At 68.2% G+C, this 14,398-nt stretch carries 11 protein-coding genes; 4 read left to right on the forward strand and 7 right to left on the reverse strand.

Annotation, left to right across the window (positions count from 1 at the left end; all coding sequences use genetic code 11):
* Nucleotides 1-145 precede the first annotated feature (145 nt).
* Nucleotides 146-3,493, forward strand: a complete 3,348-nt coding sequence (locus CAL28_RS16225; RefSeq protein ID WP_141218198.1) for a hypothetical protein — start codon at nucleotides 146-148, stop codon at nucleotides 3,491-3,493.
* Here CAL28_RS16225 and CAL28_RS16230 read toward each other — a convergent pair.
* From CAL28_RS16230 to CAL28_RS16245, 4 genes are read right to left on the reverse strand one after another with little or no spacing between them, the layout of a single operon-like run.
* Entirely contained in the window at nucleotides 3,490-4,473 is a 984-nt protein-coding gene (locus CAL28_RS16230) for a LysR substrate-binding domain-containing protein (RefSeq protein WP_094842332.1), read from the reverse strand. The two genes, CAL28_RS16225 and CAL28_RS16230, sit on opposite strands and share 4 nt — an antisense overlap.
* Nucleotides 4,474-4,523: 50 nt before the next feature.
* The gene (gene recG, locus CAL28_RS16235) at nucleotides 4,524-6,617 is read right to left on the reverse strand and encodes an ATP-dependent DNA helicase RecG (protein ID WP_094842333.1); all 2,094 of its coding nucleotides are present in this window, start codon (nucleotides 6,615-6,617) and stop codon (nucleotides 4,524-4,526) included.
* 42 nt (nucleotides 6,618-6,659) lie between these two features.
* Nucleotides 6,660-7,046 (reverse strand): Rid family detoxifying hydrolase, encoded by a 387-nt coding sequence (locus CAL28_RS16240; protein ID WP_094844669.1) that lies wholly within the window; start codon nucleotides 7,044-7,046, stop codon nucleotides 6,660-6,662.
* Nucleotides 7,047-7,105: 59 nt separating this feature from the next.
* On the reverse strand, nucleotides 7,106-8,026 hold the full coding sequence (locus CAL28_RS16245) for a LysR family transcriptional regulator (RefSeq protein WP_094842334.1): 921 nt from the start codon (nucleotides 8,024-8,026) through the stop codon (nucleotides 7,106-7,108).
* Between the two features lie 91 nt (nucleotides 8,027-8,117).
* Between CAL28_RS16245 and CAL28_RS16250 the strand changes: the two genes are divergently transcribed.
* From CAL28_RS16250 to CAL28_RS16260, 3 genes are all read left to right on the forward strand, one after another.
* Nucleotides 8,118-9,521 (forward strand): acyclic terpene utilization AtuA family protein, encoded by a 1,404-nt coding sequence (locus CAL28_RS16250; RefSeq protein WP_094842335.1) that lies wholly within the window; start codon nucleotides 8,118-8,120, stop codon nucleotides 9,519-9,521.
* A complete protein-coding gene (locus CAL28_RS16255) occupies nucleotides 9,518-9,913 on the forward strand; it encodes an AtuA-related protein (protein ID WP_094842336.1) in 396 nt (131 codons plus the stop codon). The genes CAL28_RS16250 and CAL28_RS16255 overlap by 4 nt, the downstream gene beginning before the upstream one ends.
* A gap of 68 nt (nucleotides 9,914-9,981) precedes the next feature.
* Nucleotides 9,982-10,950 carry a Bug family tripartite tricarboxylate transporter substrate binding protein gene (locus CAL28_RS16260; RefSeq protein ID WP_094842337.1) on the forward strand — a complete coding sequence of 323 codons (969 nt, stop codon included), beginning with the start codon at nucleotides 9,982-9,984 and terminating at the stop codon, nucleotides 10,948-10,950.
* A 183-nt stretch (nucleotides 10,951-11,133) separates the two neighbouring features.
* Here the strand turns inward: CAL28_RS16260 and CAL28_RS16265 are convergent, their stop codons facing one another.
* The 3 genes from CAL28_RS16265 to CAL28_RS16275 form a co-directional block, all read right to left on the reverse strand.
* On the reverse strand, nucleotides 11,134-11,910 hold the full coding sequence (locus CAL28_RS16265) for a ferredoxin--NADP reductase (RefSeq protein ID WP_094842338.1): 777 nt from the start codon (nucleotides 11,908-11,910) through the stop codon (nucleotides 11,134-11,136).
* A 312-nt stretch (nucleotides 11,911-12,222) separates the two neighbouring features.
* A complete protein-coding gene (locus tag CAL28_RS16270; protein ID WP_094842339.1) occupies nucleotides 12,223-13,215 on the reverse strand; it encodes a Bug family tripartite tricarboxylate transporter substrate binding protein in 993 nt (330 codons plus the stop codon).
* Between the two features lie 45 nt (nucleotides 13,216-13,260).
* Entirely contained in the window at nucleotides 13,261-14,355 is a 1,095-nt protein-coding gene (locus tag CAL28_RS16275; protein WP_094842340.1) for a mandelate racemase/muconate lactonizing enzyme family protein, read from the reverse strand.
* Nucleotides 14,356-14,398: the final 43 nt, after the last annotated feature.

Raw genomic sequence — 14,398 nt, forward strand, 5'->3', positions numbered from 1 at the left:
ATCGCCGGACCTCGGAATTATCCCGCCAGGGAAATTCCGTTCGCCGCCACGCGGCACGGCCGGCGTACGGCACCGGTGCGCTCATCCCTACAAGATGCCGCGGCGAGATGGGTTCATACGGCGCGCCTCCGCCTATGGAACCGGCATGAAGCCGTGCCTAGACTGGTGGCGCTATCCGCCTGCATCGAAATCAAGCCATATGCCTCCCATTACCGGAGCCAATCCGGCTCCCATCACACTGGTCGCTTCTTCCGACTCCATCCAACCCTCCCATCGCGCAGCCGGAACCGGCTTCAAGGCCATCCAGGGCCTGACCAAGCGAATACGCCCATGGCAATCGGCCACGCGCTCCACGGGCCATGCCCCCTTTACCTTGGTGCGCGGCGAATTCGCCACGCGCACGGACCGGGCGGCGCGCTGCCGCGAACGCATCGCCGACGTCGGCGCCCTGCTCCACGGCGGCTCGCCGCGCCCCCTGGACACGGACGAGCTCGCGACACTCCAGCGATCGGAAGAGAAACTGCGAGGCCAGACACGCATCCACTGCTCGATGCGCGACCTGATGGTCGAGCGCGCCATACGCGCACACCTGCCGCAGGCCGATGCGCGGCAGGCCAGGCGGCGCTACAAGGGCTTGATCAAGCTGCGGCAGGCCGTGTCGAAAGCCCCGCAGGGTGCGGGCCCGGCGCATGACGCGGTCCGCGCCACGCTGCAGGCCGCGACCGCCCTGGAAGCCTCGGCCGCGCAGGTCCAGGCCATAGGCGACGCATACCGGTCCGACCCGGGCCGGATCGTTCCGTCCGCACGGTTCGTACAGGACCTGATCGGCCTGCTGGACGGCATGAACATGCTGCGCGGCCACGACCAGGATCCCGCCGATTTTCTCTATCCGGCAGTGAAGCTGATGCATGAGGCAAACCGCGTCGCGCATCCGGATGCGGGCCGGGTATTGGGCAATCTGTTGCGCGATCTCGGCGAAGCCGGACGGGACGATCCGGAAGGGCTGCGCGCGCAATTGAAGCGGAATCGCGGCGCGCTGGACTTGTGGCTGGCGAACAATTCGCCGGATTCCCTGGCCCGCGATCGGGCCGCGGCCCGGCAGGGTCTGGCCGATCAACTGGATGTGCTGCTGGATGGCCTGGCAGGCGCGGCCCGCAAGGTGTTGCATGAAGAGCTTCGCGGCCAGGTGCCCGGCTGGGCGCGCGAAGCGCAGCGTGGCCTGTTCCGGGAAGCCGGCATCCTGCATGCCAGCGCACAGCGTTGGCGCGAACGCGAACCGGGACAGAATACCGGTGAGGCGATCCTGCGCGCATCCCCGCCCGATGCCGTGAAGATGCTGCTGGAACAGGCCGCCAATCAGGCATTGGGCATCGCCGCCAAGCCGGCTGGGAACCTCGGGCCTTTGCTAGGGCAGCTCAAAAGCGGACTGGACCAGGTTGCCCAGCATATCCAGCAGGCGCTGGACGAGCGGCAGTTTGCCCTGCACGCACCGGCTGCGGAAATCGCCGCCCTGCGCCAGGCGCTGATGCAGGCGGTCCTGGAGGAAACCGGCATTCTCGGGGAAATCCACCGATTGAACGCATCCGCCGACGCCGTCAGCACGCCCACGACGCGCAAGTCCGCCACACGCGACACCCGGCCGCCGCGCACGCCCTTCACGCTCTCCGGGCCTGTCGACAAACCGCTGAATCCGACAGTCGCCAAGCGCATGAAGAAAGTCGAAGCGGAGGCACGGCGCCAGGTCGCCAAGCTGCTGTCGGCCTGCCGGCAGGCTGGCGGCAAGCCTCTGCCGGCTTACAGGCTGCAAGCGCTGAACGACATTCATGCAGCGCTGTACGCCGTGCACGGCGAATCGGCGCGAACGGTCTGGCAACGCGTGCTGACCGCGGAAGCCAGGCGCTTGAAGGACCACGACCTGTTGGCGCTGAATACGGGCGCGCTGCACGCGCATGTTAGCGGCATGGCCTCGCTGGCCGCCAAGGTCGCCGATCCGGCCCACCGCGCCGCCAGCGATAAGCTGCTACGGGACGTCTGGACCGCCGTCCGCGCGGCATCCGCCAGCCGCGACGCGGGCCCGGTCTTGAAAGCCTGGTGCGCAACGCTGGCGACGCCGCGGGACATGGCCGAGGGCGCGACGCTTCCCCGCCAGGTCGAGTCCCTGCGCGATCGGATAGGCATGCTTGCCGACGGCACGGTACCGGTGCAGACACTGCTGGACGCCGCCCTGCAAAGCCTGGATAACGCCGAACTGAAGGCCTTGATCCATGCCCTGGCGACGGTTCCCGCGCTGGCTGCCGTGCCGGCCGCTGCCGGCCCGGCCCCGGCCGGGATCAGCGGCGTGGCCGCGACGCTGCCGGGCCAGCCGGCCTCCCCCGCCGGCGCCGGAACGCTGACGCTGCGCCAGCGGCTGACGCGCTATCTGCGCGGCGACTCCGCGCGGATCGATGCGAACACCGTCGTGCCGAGCAGCCGGCGGATCGATACGCGGGCCTTTCTCGATCAGTTGTACGAGGCGGCGAAGGGCCACGCGGAACAGCGCATGGAGGCCTTGCGCGACGCGTCGATAACGGCCGTTCGCTCGGCGGTCTTCGAACAGGCGGCCTTCCTTCACACCTTGCTCGACACGCCGCAGGCGGCCGCGGCCAATGGCCCGTTGCTCGGAACGCTGGAGCGCCTGATCGCCGATGCCGCCAGGCATGGCCGCCTGACCCACGAGTATGGCGAACGGGTGGCAACGGAAATGATGGGAACGGGATTCCTGCGCACCGTGCATGGCTACGATGTGGCACAGGACGTGACGCGCGCGCTGTCGCGCGACATCGCGGCGCTGCACATGCGCCTGCAGGCAAGCATGGACGATATAGGCATCGCGCGCTTCCGCTCCTCCGCGGCCCTCGGGGCATGGCGCGCCGGCGCGGTCGATTACATCCTGCAGGAGACCGGCATATGGAAGCATCTGGACCAGTTGGCGCATCGCCAGCCGCGTGATGCGGCCACGCAACCCGACTGGGTCGCCGCGCGACCTAGCGATCCGTTCGACACGCCAAGGCGGGGTGGCACGCGTGCCAGCACGAAGTCAACGCGCTCGGTGGACGAGAACTGCTACAAGTTACCGACATCCCTGCTCGACCGGCCGCGGCGGGCGACGGCGGTCGCGATCGACGAAGAGGAGTACAGCCTGATTCAGGACTGGCCGCGGCCGGACTCCATCTACGCCGTTATCCCGGCCCTAGAGCCGGCACCCACGGCGGTGGGCGGCCATGGCGGCGGTCGCGCCAGCGTGACGGTCTCCGAGGACAGCGGCATCGGCGATTGCGCCAAGGTTGTCATTGACAGCCATCGGCGCGAGCCGGCCACCGAGCCCGCCAGCCCCGTGAAGCCCTTGCCTTCATCGCCGGCCGCGCGCCTGCCCAAGGCCCCCGATCCCGGCCTGGTCGCCGCATTGCGCGCGGCGCTGGAGCAACGCCATCGCGGCGAGTGGAATCGCGCCTAGGGCCGGTTGATACTGGAAAGCGCTTCGCTCTGGTCCTGATGCGCGGCGGCCTCGCCTTCCAGCATGCGCACTCCCGGCATGGGCGAGGCATAGACGGCCTGCGCCAGCGCTTCGATGGCGGCCAGCCGCGGAAAGCTGCGCCGCCAGGCCAGAACCACGCGGCGGTCCGGTACCGGCGCTTCCAGAGGCACGTAGCGCAACAGGCTGTCGCTGGGCGGGTTTTCCGGCACCGCCGAAACGGGAAGCACGGTAATGCCGATGCCGGCCGCGACCATGTGGCGGATGGTTTCCAGCGACGAGCCTTCGAAGGTGCGCTGGATACCGTCGCTGGCGGCGGAAAAACGCGACAGCTCGGGACAGACTTCCAGCACCTGGTCGCGGAAGCAATGTCCGCTGCCCAGCAGCAGCATGGTCTGCTGCTTCAGGTCCTGCGCGGGAATGGCCTTGCGGTCGGCCCACGGATGGTCGCGGGGCACGGCCACCAGGAAGGGCTCGTCGTACAGCGGCTGGATCACCAGGCCGGCTTCCGGCAGGGGCAGCGCCATAATGGCGCAGTCGATCTCGCCCTGACGCAACAGCTCCACCAGCCGCAAGGTGAAATTCTCCTGCAGCAGCAAGGGCATTTGCGGCGTGCGTTCGATCTGCACCGGCACCAGCCTGGGCAGCAGGTAAGGTCCGATCGTATGGATGACACCCACGCGCAGAGGCCCGGCCAGCGGATCGTGGCCCTGCCGGGCGATCTCCTTGATGCTCGCGCTTTCCTCCAGCACCTTCTGCGCCTGCGCAACGATGCGCTGGCCAATGGGTGTGACGCCGACCTCCGACCCGCCCCGTTCGAAAATCGTCACGCCCAGTTCGTCCTCAAGCTTGCGTATCGCCACCGACAGCGTGGGCTGGCTGACGAAACAGGCTTCGGCCGCGCGACCGAAATGACGTTCGCGCGCCACGGCGACGATGTACTTGAGTTCAGTGAGAGTCATGGTGCGGCTTCCCTATCATGCCGCTCGCGCGGCGCATTGAGTCACGGTCTTCACGTACGCAGGAAATCCTCGCGGCCGCGCATCCAGCGCGCCAGGTGCGCCTGTACGGCCTCGGCATGTTCCCCGCGCAGCCAGGCGGCGGCCTCGCGGGCCTGTTCGGCGATGTCCGCGTCCAGTTCGATATCGGCGAAACGCAGCAGCGCCAGGCCGGATTGCCGGGTTCCCAGGAATTCCCCCGGCCCACGCTGCACCAGGTCGCGCCGCGCGATTTCGAATCCATCGGAGGTCTCGAACATCGCGCGCAGGCGCTCCCGCGCGATGCGCGACAGCGGCGCCTGGTACAGCAGCACGCAGACCGACTCGGCGGTCCCCCGCCCCACACGGCCGCGCAGCTGGTGCAATTGCGCCAGGCCGAAGCGCTCCGCATGTTCGATCACCATGAGCGAGGCATTGGGCACGTCCACACCGACCTCGATCACCGTGGTGGCGACCAGCACGTCGACCCGCCCTTCGCGAAAGGCCTGCATCACCTCGGCCTTCTCGTTCTGCGGCAGGCGCCCGTGGACCAGCCCGATGCGCAGGTCGGGAAGATCGGCGCGCATGGCCTCGTAGGTATCGACGGCCGTTTGCAATTCCAGCGCTTCGCTTTCCTCGACCAGCGGACACACCCAGTACGCCTGCCGTCCGGCGCGGGCGGCCTGGGCAATATGGGCGATGACTTCCTCGCGTCGGCCGTCGTTCACCAGCTTGGTCACGACCGGGGTGCGGCCGGGCGGCAATTCGTCGATCACCGACACATCCAGGTCGGCGAAGAAGGTCATGGCCAGCGTGCGCGGAATCGGCGTCGCGCTCATGTTCAGCTGGTGCGGCACGATGCGTCCGCGCGCGGACTCGCCCTTGCGATTCAGGGCCAGGCGCTGGCCCACCCCGAAGCGATGCTGTTCGTCCACGATGGACAGGCCCAGGCGCTGGAATGCCACATGGTCCTGGATCAGCGCCTGGGTGCCGACCACCAGCTGGGCGCTGCCGTCCGCCACGGCGGCCGCCGCCTCGCGCCGTGCCTTCGCCCCCAGGCTGCCGCTCAGCCAGGCCACCCGCACGCCCAGCGGCTGCAACCAATCGACGAGCTTGCGGAAATGCTGCTCGGCCAGGATTTCCGTCGGCGCCATCAGCGCCACCTGCGCGCCCGCTTCCATGGCCTGTGCCGCGGCGATGGCGGCGACGACGGTCTTGCCGCTGCCGACATCGCCTTGCAGCAGGCGATGCATGGGAAAGGGACGGGCGAGATCCCCGGCGATTTCCGCCACGACACGCTGCTGGGCACCCGTCAGCGCGAAGGGCAAGGCGCCGTACAGCCGCGCGACCAGCCCGTCCGCATCGCCGGATGGCGCCAGCGGCAAGGCCTTATGCGTGCGGCGGGCCGCCCGCGCGGCGGCCAGGGACAATTGCTGGGCCAGGAGTTCGTCGAACTTGATGCGCCGCCATGCCGGATGCGCCCGCTCCACCAGTTCGTGCTCCGACACGCCGGGCGGCGGCGCGTGCAGCACGCGTATCGACTCGTCGAACGGCGCCAGGCCATAGCGCTCCCGTAGCCCGGCCGGCAGGGTGTCGGCAAGATCGGCCTGCGCCAAGGCCTGGCCGATCGCCTTGCGCAGCACCGTCTGGTGCAGGCCCTCGGTAGTCGGGTAGACCGGGGTCAGCGCCGTGGCCAGGGGCGCGTCCGCGCTGGTCATGCGCGGATGCACCATTTCCCTGCCGAAGAGTCCGCCGCGCACCTCGCCGCGTGCGCGCAGGCGGCGCCCGACCGTCAGCTGGCGCTGCTGGCTGGGATAGAAGTTGAGCCAGCGCAATTGCAGTTCGCCGCTATCGTCGGCGATCGCCGCCGTCAATTGACGGCGCGGCCGGTACTGCACCTCGCAGCGCGTGATTTCCCCTTCCACCTGGGCGCTGAAGCCGGGCCGCAAGGCGGAAATCGGGGTGATCCGCGTTTCATCCTCGTAGCGCAGGGGCAGGTGCAGGATCAGGTCGGCCGGCTCGAACAGGCCCAGGGCGTGCAGGCGGCGCGTGATGGCGTCGCCGCGCGCGGGCGACGCGGCATCGGCCGTCGATGCGCGGGCCTTGCCCGGGGCCGCGGCGGCAGGCATGGCGATGATTACCGTACTGGAAGCGGAAAACGGATCGCGTCCTCAGACAACGACAACGGCTTCCACTTCGAACTGCGCGCCCTTGGGCAGGCTGGCGACGCCCACGGTCGACCGCGCCGGGTAAGGCTGGGGGAAGATATCTTCCATGATGGTGTTGACCGTGCCGAATTTGCCCAGGTCCGTCAGGAACAACGTCAGCTTGACGACGTTCTCCTTGCCGCCGCCGGCGGCTTGCACCACCGCCAGCATATTGGCGAAAGCCTGCTTGACCTGGCCTTCGAAGCTTTCGGACACCAGCTCGCCGTTATGCGGCTCCAGGCCGATCTGCCCCGACAGATAAACCGTCTTGGACCCGGTCACGGCCACGGCCTGCGAGTAAGGGCCGACAGCCTTGGGCGCGTCATGGGTGTGGATGATTTGCTTGTTCATGGTGGCTCCGCGCGCGAAAGACATAGGAAAACTTCTATCGAAGTTTAATCACCCATAGGCTACCGCGAAAGCCCCGCATGATGCGCCAGCGACGCGATATGTTCACGCTCCCGTAACAATATTTCGTAAAGCGTCTGGGCCGCGAGCGGCAGCGTGCGTCCGCTGCGCTTGACCAGATAGAGCGCCCGGGTTGGCACCTTGCCCGCCAGCGGGCGGATGGCCAGGCCGGGCCGCTGGAAATGGAACAGCGTCATCGCCGGCACGAGACTGACCCCCAGGCCGGAAGCCACCAGGCCCATGACCGTGGCCAGGTGTTCGACCTCCACCAGGGGGCGCAGCTTGCGCCGGCCCAGGGCGGCATCCAGGTGCTGCCGGACGCTGCTGTTGCGGGCCAGCTGGATCAGCGGCCATTTGGCGATCTGCGCCAGGGTCGCGTCCGGCTGGGCGGCCAGGGGGTGGTCGGCGCGGCAGACGAGATGGAAGCGGTCCGCATGCAGGAACTCGCTGTCCAGGTCCGTCATATCGGCGCGCCGCGAGGCCACCGCGAAATCCACCTCGCCGTCGCGCACCATGTCCAGGCAGGGATCCAGCAAAGCGTCGCGCAGCGTCAGCGCGATGCCGGGATAGCGCCGATGGAAATCCGCCAGGATGTCGGGCAGCCATCCGGCCGCCAGCGACGGCAGCGCCGCCATTGCCACGCGCCCGCGGCGCCGCGCCGCGTGGTCGCGCAGGTCCTCCATGACCATGTCGAAGTCCGCCAGCAGGCGCCGCGCGGAGGTCTCCAGCACGCGGCCCTCCGCGGTGAGCTCGACGTGCCGCGTGGTGCGGTCGAACAGCCGCATGCCGGCGTCGTCCTCGATCGCGCGGATAAGGGCGCTGAAGGCGGGCTGCGTCAAATGGCAGCGCTGCGCCGCCCGGGTGAAGTGCTTCTCTTCCGCCAGGGCGACGAAGGCGCGCAGGTGCCGGGCCGATAGATTCATGGGTTTTCTGTATCAATCGATCTTTTATTTCTATTTTACGTATGAACGGCGGCTCCCTATAGTGGCCGGGGAGACACCCTCAAAAAAAGCCATGCCGGATACCCACACGCCCGCCCGTACCCCCACCGCCGGTACGCCGCCGCCCCTGCTGATCGGCTGCGCCTCTGGCTTTTCCGGCGACCGCACCGACGGCGCGGGCCCGGTGGTCGACACGCTGGCCGCGCGGGGCGGCGGCACGCTGATTTTCGAAACCCTGGCCGAACGTACGCTGGCGCTGGCCCAACTGGCCCGCCAGCAGGATCCGCGGGCCGGCTACGAGCCCCTGCTGGACGAACTGGTCGGCCCGATACTCGCGCGCTGCCACGCGCACGGCATACGCATCGTCAGCAACTTCGGCGCGGCCAATCCCTCGGGCGCGGCGCGGCGCATTGCCGAACTGGCGCGCGCCCAAGGCCTGCCCGCACCGCGCATCGCGATCATCCACGGCGACGATCTTGCCTCGCCGCGGCAGCGCGCGCTGCTGCGTGAACAACTGGGCCCGCGCATGGACGACATGGACATCGTCAGCGCCAATGCCTACCTGGGCGGCGCCGACATCGCCGCGGCCCTGCGCGCGGGCGCCGACATCGTCGTGGCGGGCCGCGTGGCCGATCCGTCGTTGACGGTGGGGCCGGCGCTGGCGCACTTCGGCTGGCGCGAGGACGATTGGGAAAAGCTGGGCCGGGCCACCATGGCCGGCCACATGCTGGAATGCGGCACGCAGGTCACGGGCGGCTATTTCGCCGTGCCGGGCCTGAAAGATGTCGACGGCCTGCACGAGACAGGCTTTCCGATCGCGGAAATTTCCGCCGACGGCGACTTCGTCGTCGGCAAGGCCACGGGCACGGGCGGCCGCGTGGACGCGCGCACGGTCAAGGAACAACTGCTGTATGAGGTCCACGATCCCGCGCGCTACCTGACGCCGGACGTCGTCGCGGACCTCAGCCGGGCGCAGGTCGTGGAGCTGGGAGCCGACCGCGTCCAGCTGCGCGGCATTACCGGCCACGCGCGTCCGGACACGTTGAAGGTCAACATATGCCATCGCGGCGGCTGGCTGGGCGAAGCCGAGATTTCCTACGCCGGCGTGCAGGCCGAGGCCCGCGCGCGGCTGGCCGCCGACATCGTGCGCCGCCGCCTGGGCAGCGCCCTGCCGCTGCGCATCGATCTGATCGGGGCGATCAGCATCCTTGACAGCGACGACGGCGCCTTGCGCGGCGCCCTGCCCGACCGCCACGCGCGCGACGTCAGGCTGCGCGTGGCCGGCACGCATGCCGATCGCGCCGTTGCCGAACGCGTGCTGCGCGAAGTCACGGCGCTGTATTGCTGCGGTCCGGCCGGCGGCGGCGGCGTGCGCACCGCCCTGCGGCCGCGCCTGAACATGGTGTCATGCGCCATCGACCGGAACGCCGTGCCCGGCGGCTGGCGCATGTTCGACGCCGACGAGGACGCGCGATGAATCAGCCATTCGTACCTCTTTACCGCCTGGCGCACAGCCGTTCCGGGGATAAGGGCGATATCTCGAACCTGAGCCTGATCGCCTGGGATCCGGAATGCTACGACGTGATCGCGGCCTATGTGACTGCCGATCGCGTGCGCGATTGGTTCGCCTACCGCCGGCCGCACGCCGTCACGCGCTACCTGCTCCCCACGCTGCACGCGATGAATTTCGTGCTGGAAGGCGTACTGGACGGCGGCGTGAACGATGCGCTGAACCTGGACGCCCACGGCAAGTCGCTGTCCTTCCAGCTGCTGGACCTGCCCGTCCCGGTGCCCTCCGCGCTGGCGGCGCGCCTGCCCGACGTACCCGGCGACGCCTGGCCTTTCCAGGACGCTTCGCATCACCCATGAATCCGCGGATCGCGCGCGGGCAAACCTCAATCACGCGACACACCCACGAAAAACCAAGGAGACACACAATGAAAATCCGTGCCCTGCCGGCTTTGGCCGCCCTGATCGCGGCCGGCTGCGCGCCGCTGGCGGCGTCCGCCCAGGACTTCCCCAATCGCCCCATCACCTTCGTCGTTCCCTTCGCCGCGGGTAGCGCCACCGACCAGATCGCCCGCGCCCTGGCCCAGGGCGTTACGGAGCAGACCGGCCAGGCCGTGGTCATCGAGGACAAGCCCGGTGCCAGCGCGATGATAGGCGCGCAGGATGTCGCCCGCGCCAAGCCGGACGGCTACCGGGTGCTGATCACCACCAACACCACGCATGCGGCCAACGAGCACCTGTACAAGCGCCTGCAATACGATCCGGTCAAGGACTTCGCGCCTCTGACGTTGCTGGGCAAGGGCAGCCAGATCATGGTGGTCAACCCGTCCTTCCCGGCGAAAACCGTGGGGGAATTCCTGGCCCTGGCGCGCAAGGAGCCCGGCAAGCTGAGTTTCGGCAGCGGCAGTTCCAGCAGCCGCATCGCCGGCGAATTGCTGCAGCAAATGGCCAACGTGAAGCTGCTGCACGTGCCTTACAAGAGCAATCCCCTGGCCCTGACCGATCTGCTGGGCGGCCAGATCAGCACCATGATTACCGACATGGCGACCGGCCTGCCGCAGGTCCAGTCCGGCAAGCTGCGCGCATTGGGCGTGACCACGCTGAAACGTTCGCCGCTGGCGCCTGACGTTCCCACGATCGCGGAATCGGGCGTGCCCGGCTATGAAATGGGATATTGGTTTGCTGCCTACGCACCGGCCGGGACCCCCGACGACGTGGTCAAGCGCTTGAATGCCCTGCTGACCAAGGCCACCGAAGGCGCTGCCGCCAAGCAGTTCTACAGCAGCACCGGCACCGAGCCCGCCACCTCGACCCCGGCGGAACTGGCCGCCTTCCAGCAAGCGGAATCGAAAAAGTGGCAGACCATCATCAAGCAGGCCGGCATCGAACCGGAATAATGGCCGCACCGCGCCGGCAGATCGCGGCGCGGGAACAATGAACGGACACCCGCCCGAGCCGGCGGGATCGCGCAGAAACGAAAAGGCCGGCGATATGACCGGCGCCTCAGGCCTGGACTTGGTCCAGCCCGCGGGCGCCGACCCTATCGCCGGCCCTTGCATCGTGCCGCCAATAAACGCGGCTTATTTTTCCACGAAGGCGCGTTCGACCACGTAGTCCCCCGGCTGGCCCACGCCGGGAGAAACGGTGAATCCCCGCTTGTCCAGCATGGCGCTGATGTCGGCCAGCATATGCGGGCTGCCGCAGATCATGGCGCGGTCGGTTTCCGGGTTCAACGGCGGCAGGCCGATGTCCTGGAACAGCTTGCCGCTGTCGACCAGTTCGGTAATCCGGCCCTGGTTGCGGAAGGGTTCCCGCGTGACCGTCGGGTAGTACACCAGCTTGCCGTTGACCATGTCGCCGAAGAACTCGTTGGCCGGCAGTTCGTTCTGGATATAGTCGGCGTAGGCCAGTTCGCTCTTCCAGCGCACGCCATGGACCAGGATGACCTTTTCGAAGCGTTCGTAGACGTCCGGGTCCTTGATGATGCTCATGAACGGCGCCAGGCCGGTGCCCGTGCCGAACAGGTACAGGTTCTTGCCCGGCTTCAGGTCATGGACGACCAGCGTGCCCACCGGCTTGCGGCTGACCAGGATGGTGTCGCCTTCCTTCAAATGCTGCAGGCGCGACGTCAATGGGCCATCGGGCACCTTGATGCTGAGAAATTCCAGGTTTTCCTCGTAGTTCGCGCTGGCGATGCTGTAGGCGCGCAGCAAGGGCTTGCCCTCGACTTCCAGCCCGATCATGACGAAATGACCGTTATGGAAACGCAGCGCCGCATCGCGGGTGGTCTTGAAGGAAAACAGGGTGTCGTTCCAGTGGTGCACGCTCAGGACGCGCTCGGTATTGAAGGCTGCCATAGTGATCAAGGATGACGCGCGGCAGCGTCGTTCGCAGGCGCGGCCGCCGGACGGGGAATAAAAGGATCCGTCCAACAGGTGAGGGATAACCCGATTTTATACGTTTTTGTTGATAAAGGTTCTCAACTGAGGCGGTTTTGCCTCGTTTATCGAGACAGATTCGTTGTAAGCAAATAACCCCGGCGCGAAAATTCCGGGCGGCATATGCCTTGCAGGCATGTCGCTCCCTGGTCAGACCCACGTGCCACCCCGGCCAGGCGTGCCGCCCTGGCCGGCCTGGCCGCCCCCGGGCCAGGCATGGCGGCTGTCCCGCTATTCCGGCTTGATGCCGCCTCGCTGTATGACGCCCTGCCACTTGGCGATATCGGCGGCGATGCGGGCGGCGAATTCGGCGGGCGTGCTGCCGACCGGCTGGAATCCCAATGATGCGAGCTTGTCGTGCAGCGCGCCCTCGCGGGCGGCGGACGATATCGTGCCGCCCAGCTTATCGATCACCGGTGCGGGAACGCCGGCCGGGGCCACCAGGCCGAACAGCGGCGCGGTATCCACGTTGGGATAGCCGGCCTCGGCCATCGTCGGGACGTCCGGGAGCGAGGGCACGCGCGCGGGGCTGGTGACGGCAATGGCGCGCAGGCGCCCCGCCTTAATGTGCTCCAGCAGCGTGGGCACCGTCGCGAAAGCGAACTGTATCTGGCCGCCCAGTAGATCCGTGAAAACCGTACCGCCGCCGCGGTAAGGCACATGGACGATCCTGATCCCCGCCTGCTGGCGCAGCTGCTCCCCCGCCAGGTGCGGCGCGCTTCCCACGCCGGCGGAGCCGAACGACAGCGCGCCCGGCTCCGCCTTGGCCAAGGCCACGAACGATGCCATGTCCGTCGCCTTCACCGAAGGATGGACCACCATGACGAAGGGCGCCGTCGCCAGCAGCGAGATGGGGGCGAAATCCTTCAACGTATCGTATTGAAGGCGGCTGCCGAGCAGGCCGGGATTGATGACGAACGCGGTATCCACCATGCCGATGGTATAGCCGTCCGCGGGCGCGGTCGCCACCGCCCGCGTTCCGATCACGGTGCCGCCGCCGCTGCGGTTTTCGACGATGAAGGACTGGCCATATGCCTTGGTGTAGACCTCCGCCGCGAAACGGCCCAGCGTATCCGTGGCCGCTCCCGGCGGGTAAGGCACGAACATGCGCACGGGTTTGTCGGGATACGCGATGCCCTGGGCGCGGCCGGCCCGGGGCGCCAGCGTACCGGCCAGCATCAGCGCACCGCCGGTGGCGACAAAACGTCTGCGTGAACCATTCATTTTCCTGTCTCCTGTCGTCTGTTGTTATCCGCCCGGCGGTGCTCATCATGCAAAGCGTGCCGCGGCCAGTTCCGCCTCCGGGTCCGCGCCCAATCCCGGTCCATCCGGCACATCGATCCAGCCGCGCGAAACCGGCACCGTCGCGCCATACGGGACATGGCCCAGCTCCACGTAGAGCCGTTCCAGCGAGGCCTCGGCGGCCTGTGCGGCCAGCAGGTGCAGGCTGGCCAGGTATCCCGGCCCGAAGAAGGCCACCTGCGGCGCGCAGGCCACCGGGCCATCCTCGCATTGCCGCGACAGCGCCCATGCCGCGCTCAGGCCCAGCTTGATGACGCTGGGTTGCACGTAGCGGGACGACGCGCGTGCGATCAAGGCCGACAGTTCGACGGCGCTGCTGGCGTTTTCGCCCACCGCCAGCGGCACGGGGCTGGACGCGCTCAAGCGCGCGAGCGCGTCGTGGTCCTCCGGCGGCCAAAGGGGCTCTTCGATCCAGAAGGGCTCATGCTCGGCCATCGCGGCAATCGCGGCCGGCGCCTCGACGGGCAGCCACGCGCAGTTGGTATCGACCATCACCGGCACGCCCCGGCCGGCGGCCCGGCGCGCGGCCTTGACCGCATCGGGCGTGCGCTCGTGCAGTTTGATTTCGGTATAGCCCTCTTGCAGCGCACGCGTCACCACGCGGTCGAGGAGACCCGCATCGCCGTAGTACTGCAGCAGCGACGCATAGGCGCGGACCCGCGAACGCCGCCTGCCGCCCAGTAGCTGGTGAACCGGCACGCGCTCGCGCTTGCCGCGCAGATCCCACAACGCGATATCCAGCCCCGCGATCGCATGCACCACCGGGCCGGAGCGGCCCAGGTTGTGCAGGGTGCGTTGCATCGCCGGTATCAGCGCCTGGTCGGCCGCGTCCTTGCCCCGGGCCAGCGGTTCGACCAGGGTCTCGAAAACCGCCACGATGGCGCGCGGCTCCACGCAATAGGATTCGCCCCAGCCGACCGTCCCGTCGGCGGTCTGCACGCGCACCAGCGCGCTGTCCAGCCGGTCGCGCGGACGGCCCGCGAACAATGGCGGCGCGGTCCAGTGGTGAAACGGCAGGCGCATGGGAATGCACTGCACGGAGACGATGTCGTTGGCTGCCATATTCGGTCGGGTTGCGTGAAGGCCGCCAGTCTCCCAGCCGTGC

The sequence above is a fragment of the Bordetella genomosp. 11 genome, from assembly GCF_002261215.1.
Classification (GTDB): Bacteria; Pseudomonadota; Gammaproteobacteria; order Burkholderiales; family Burkholderiaceae_B; genus Bordetella_C.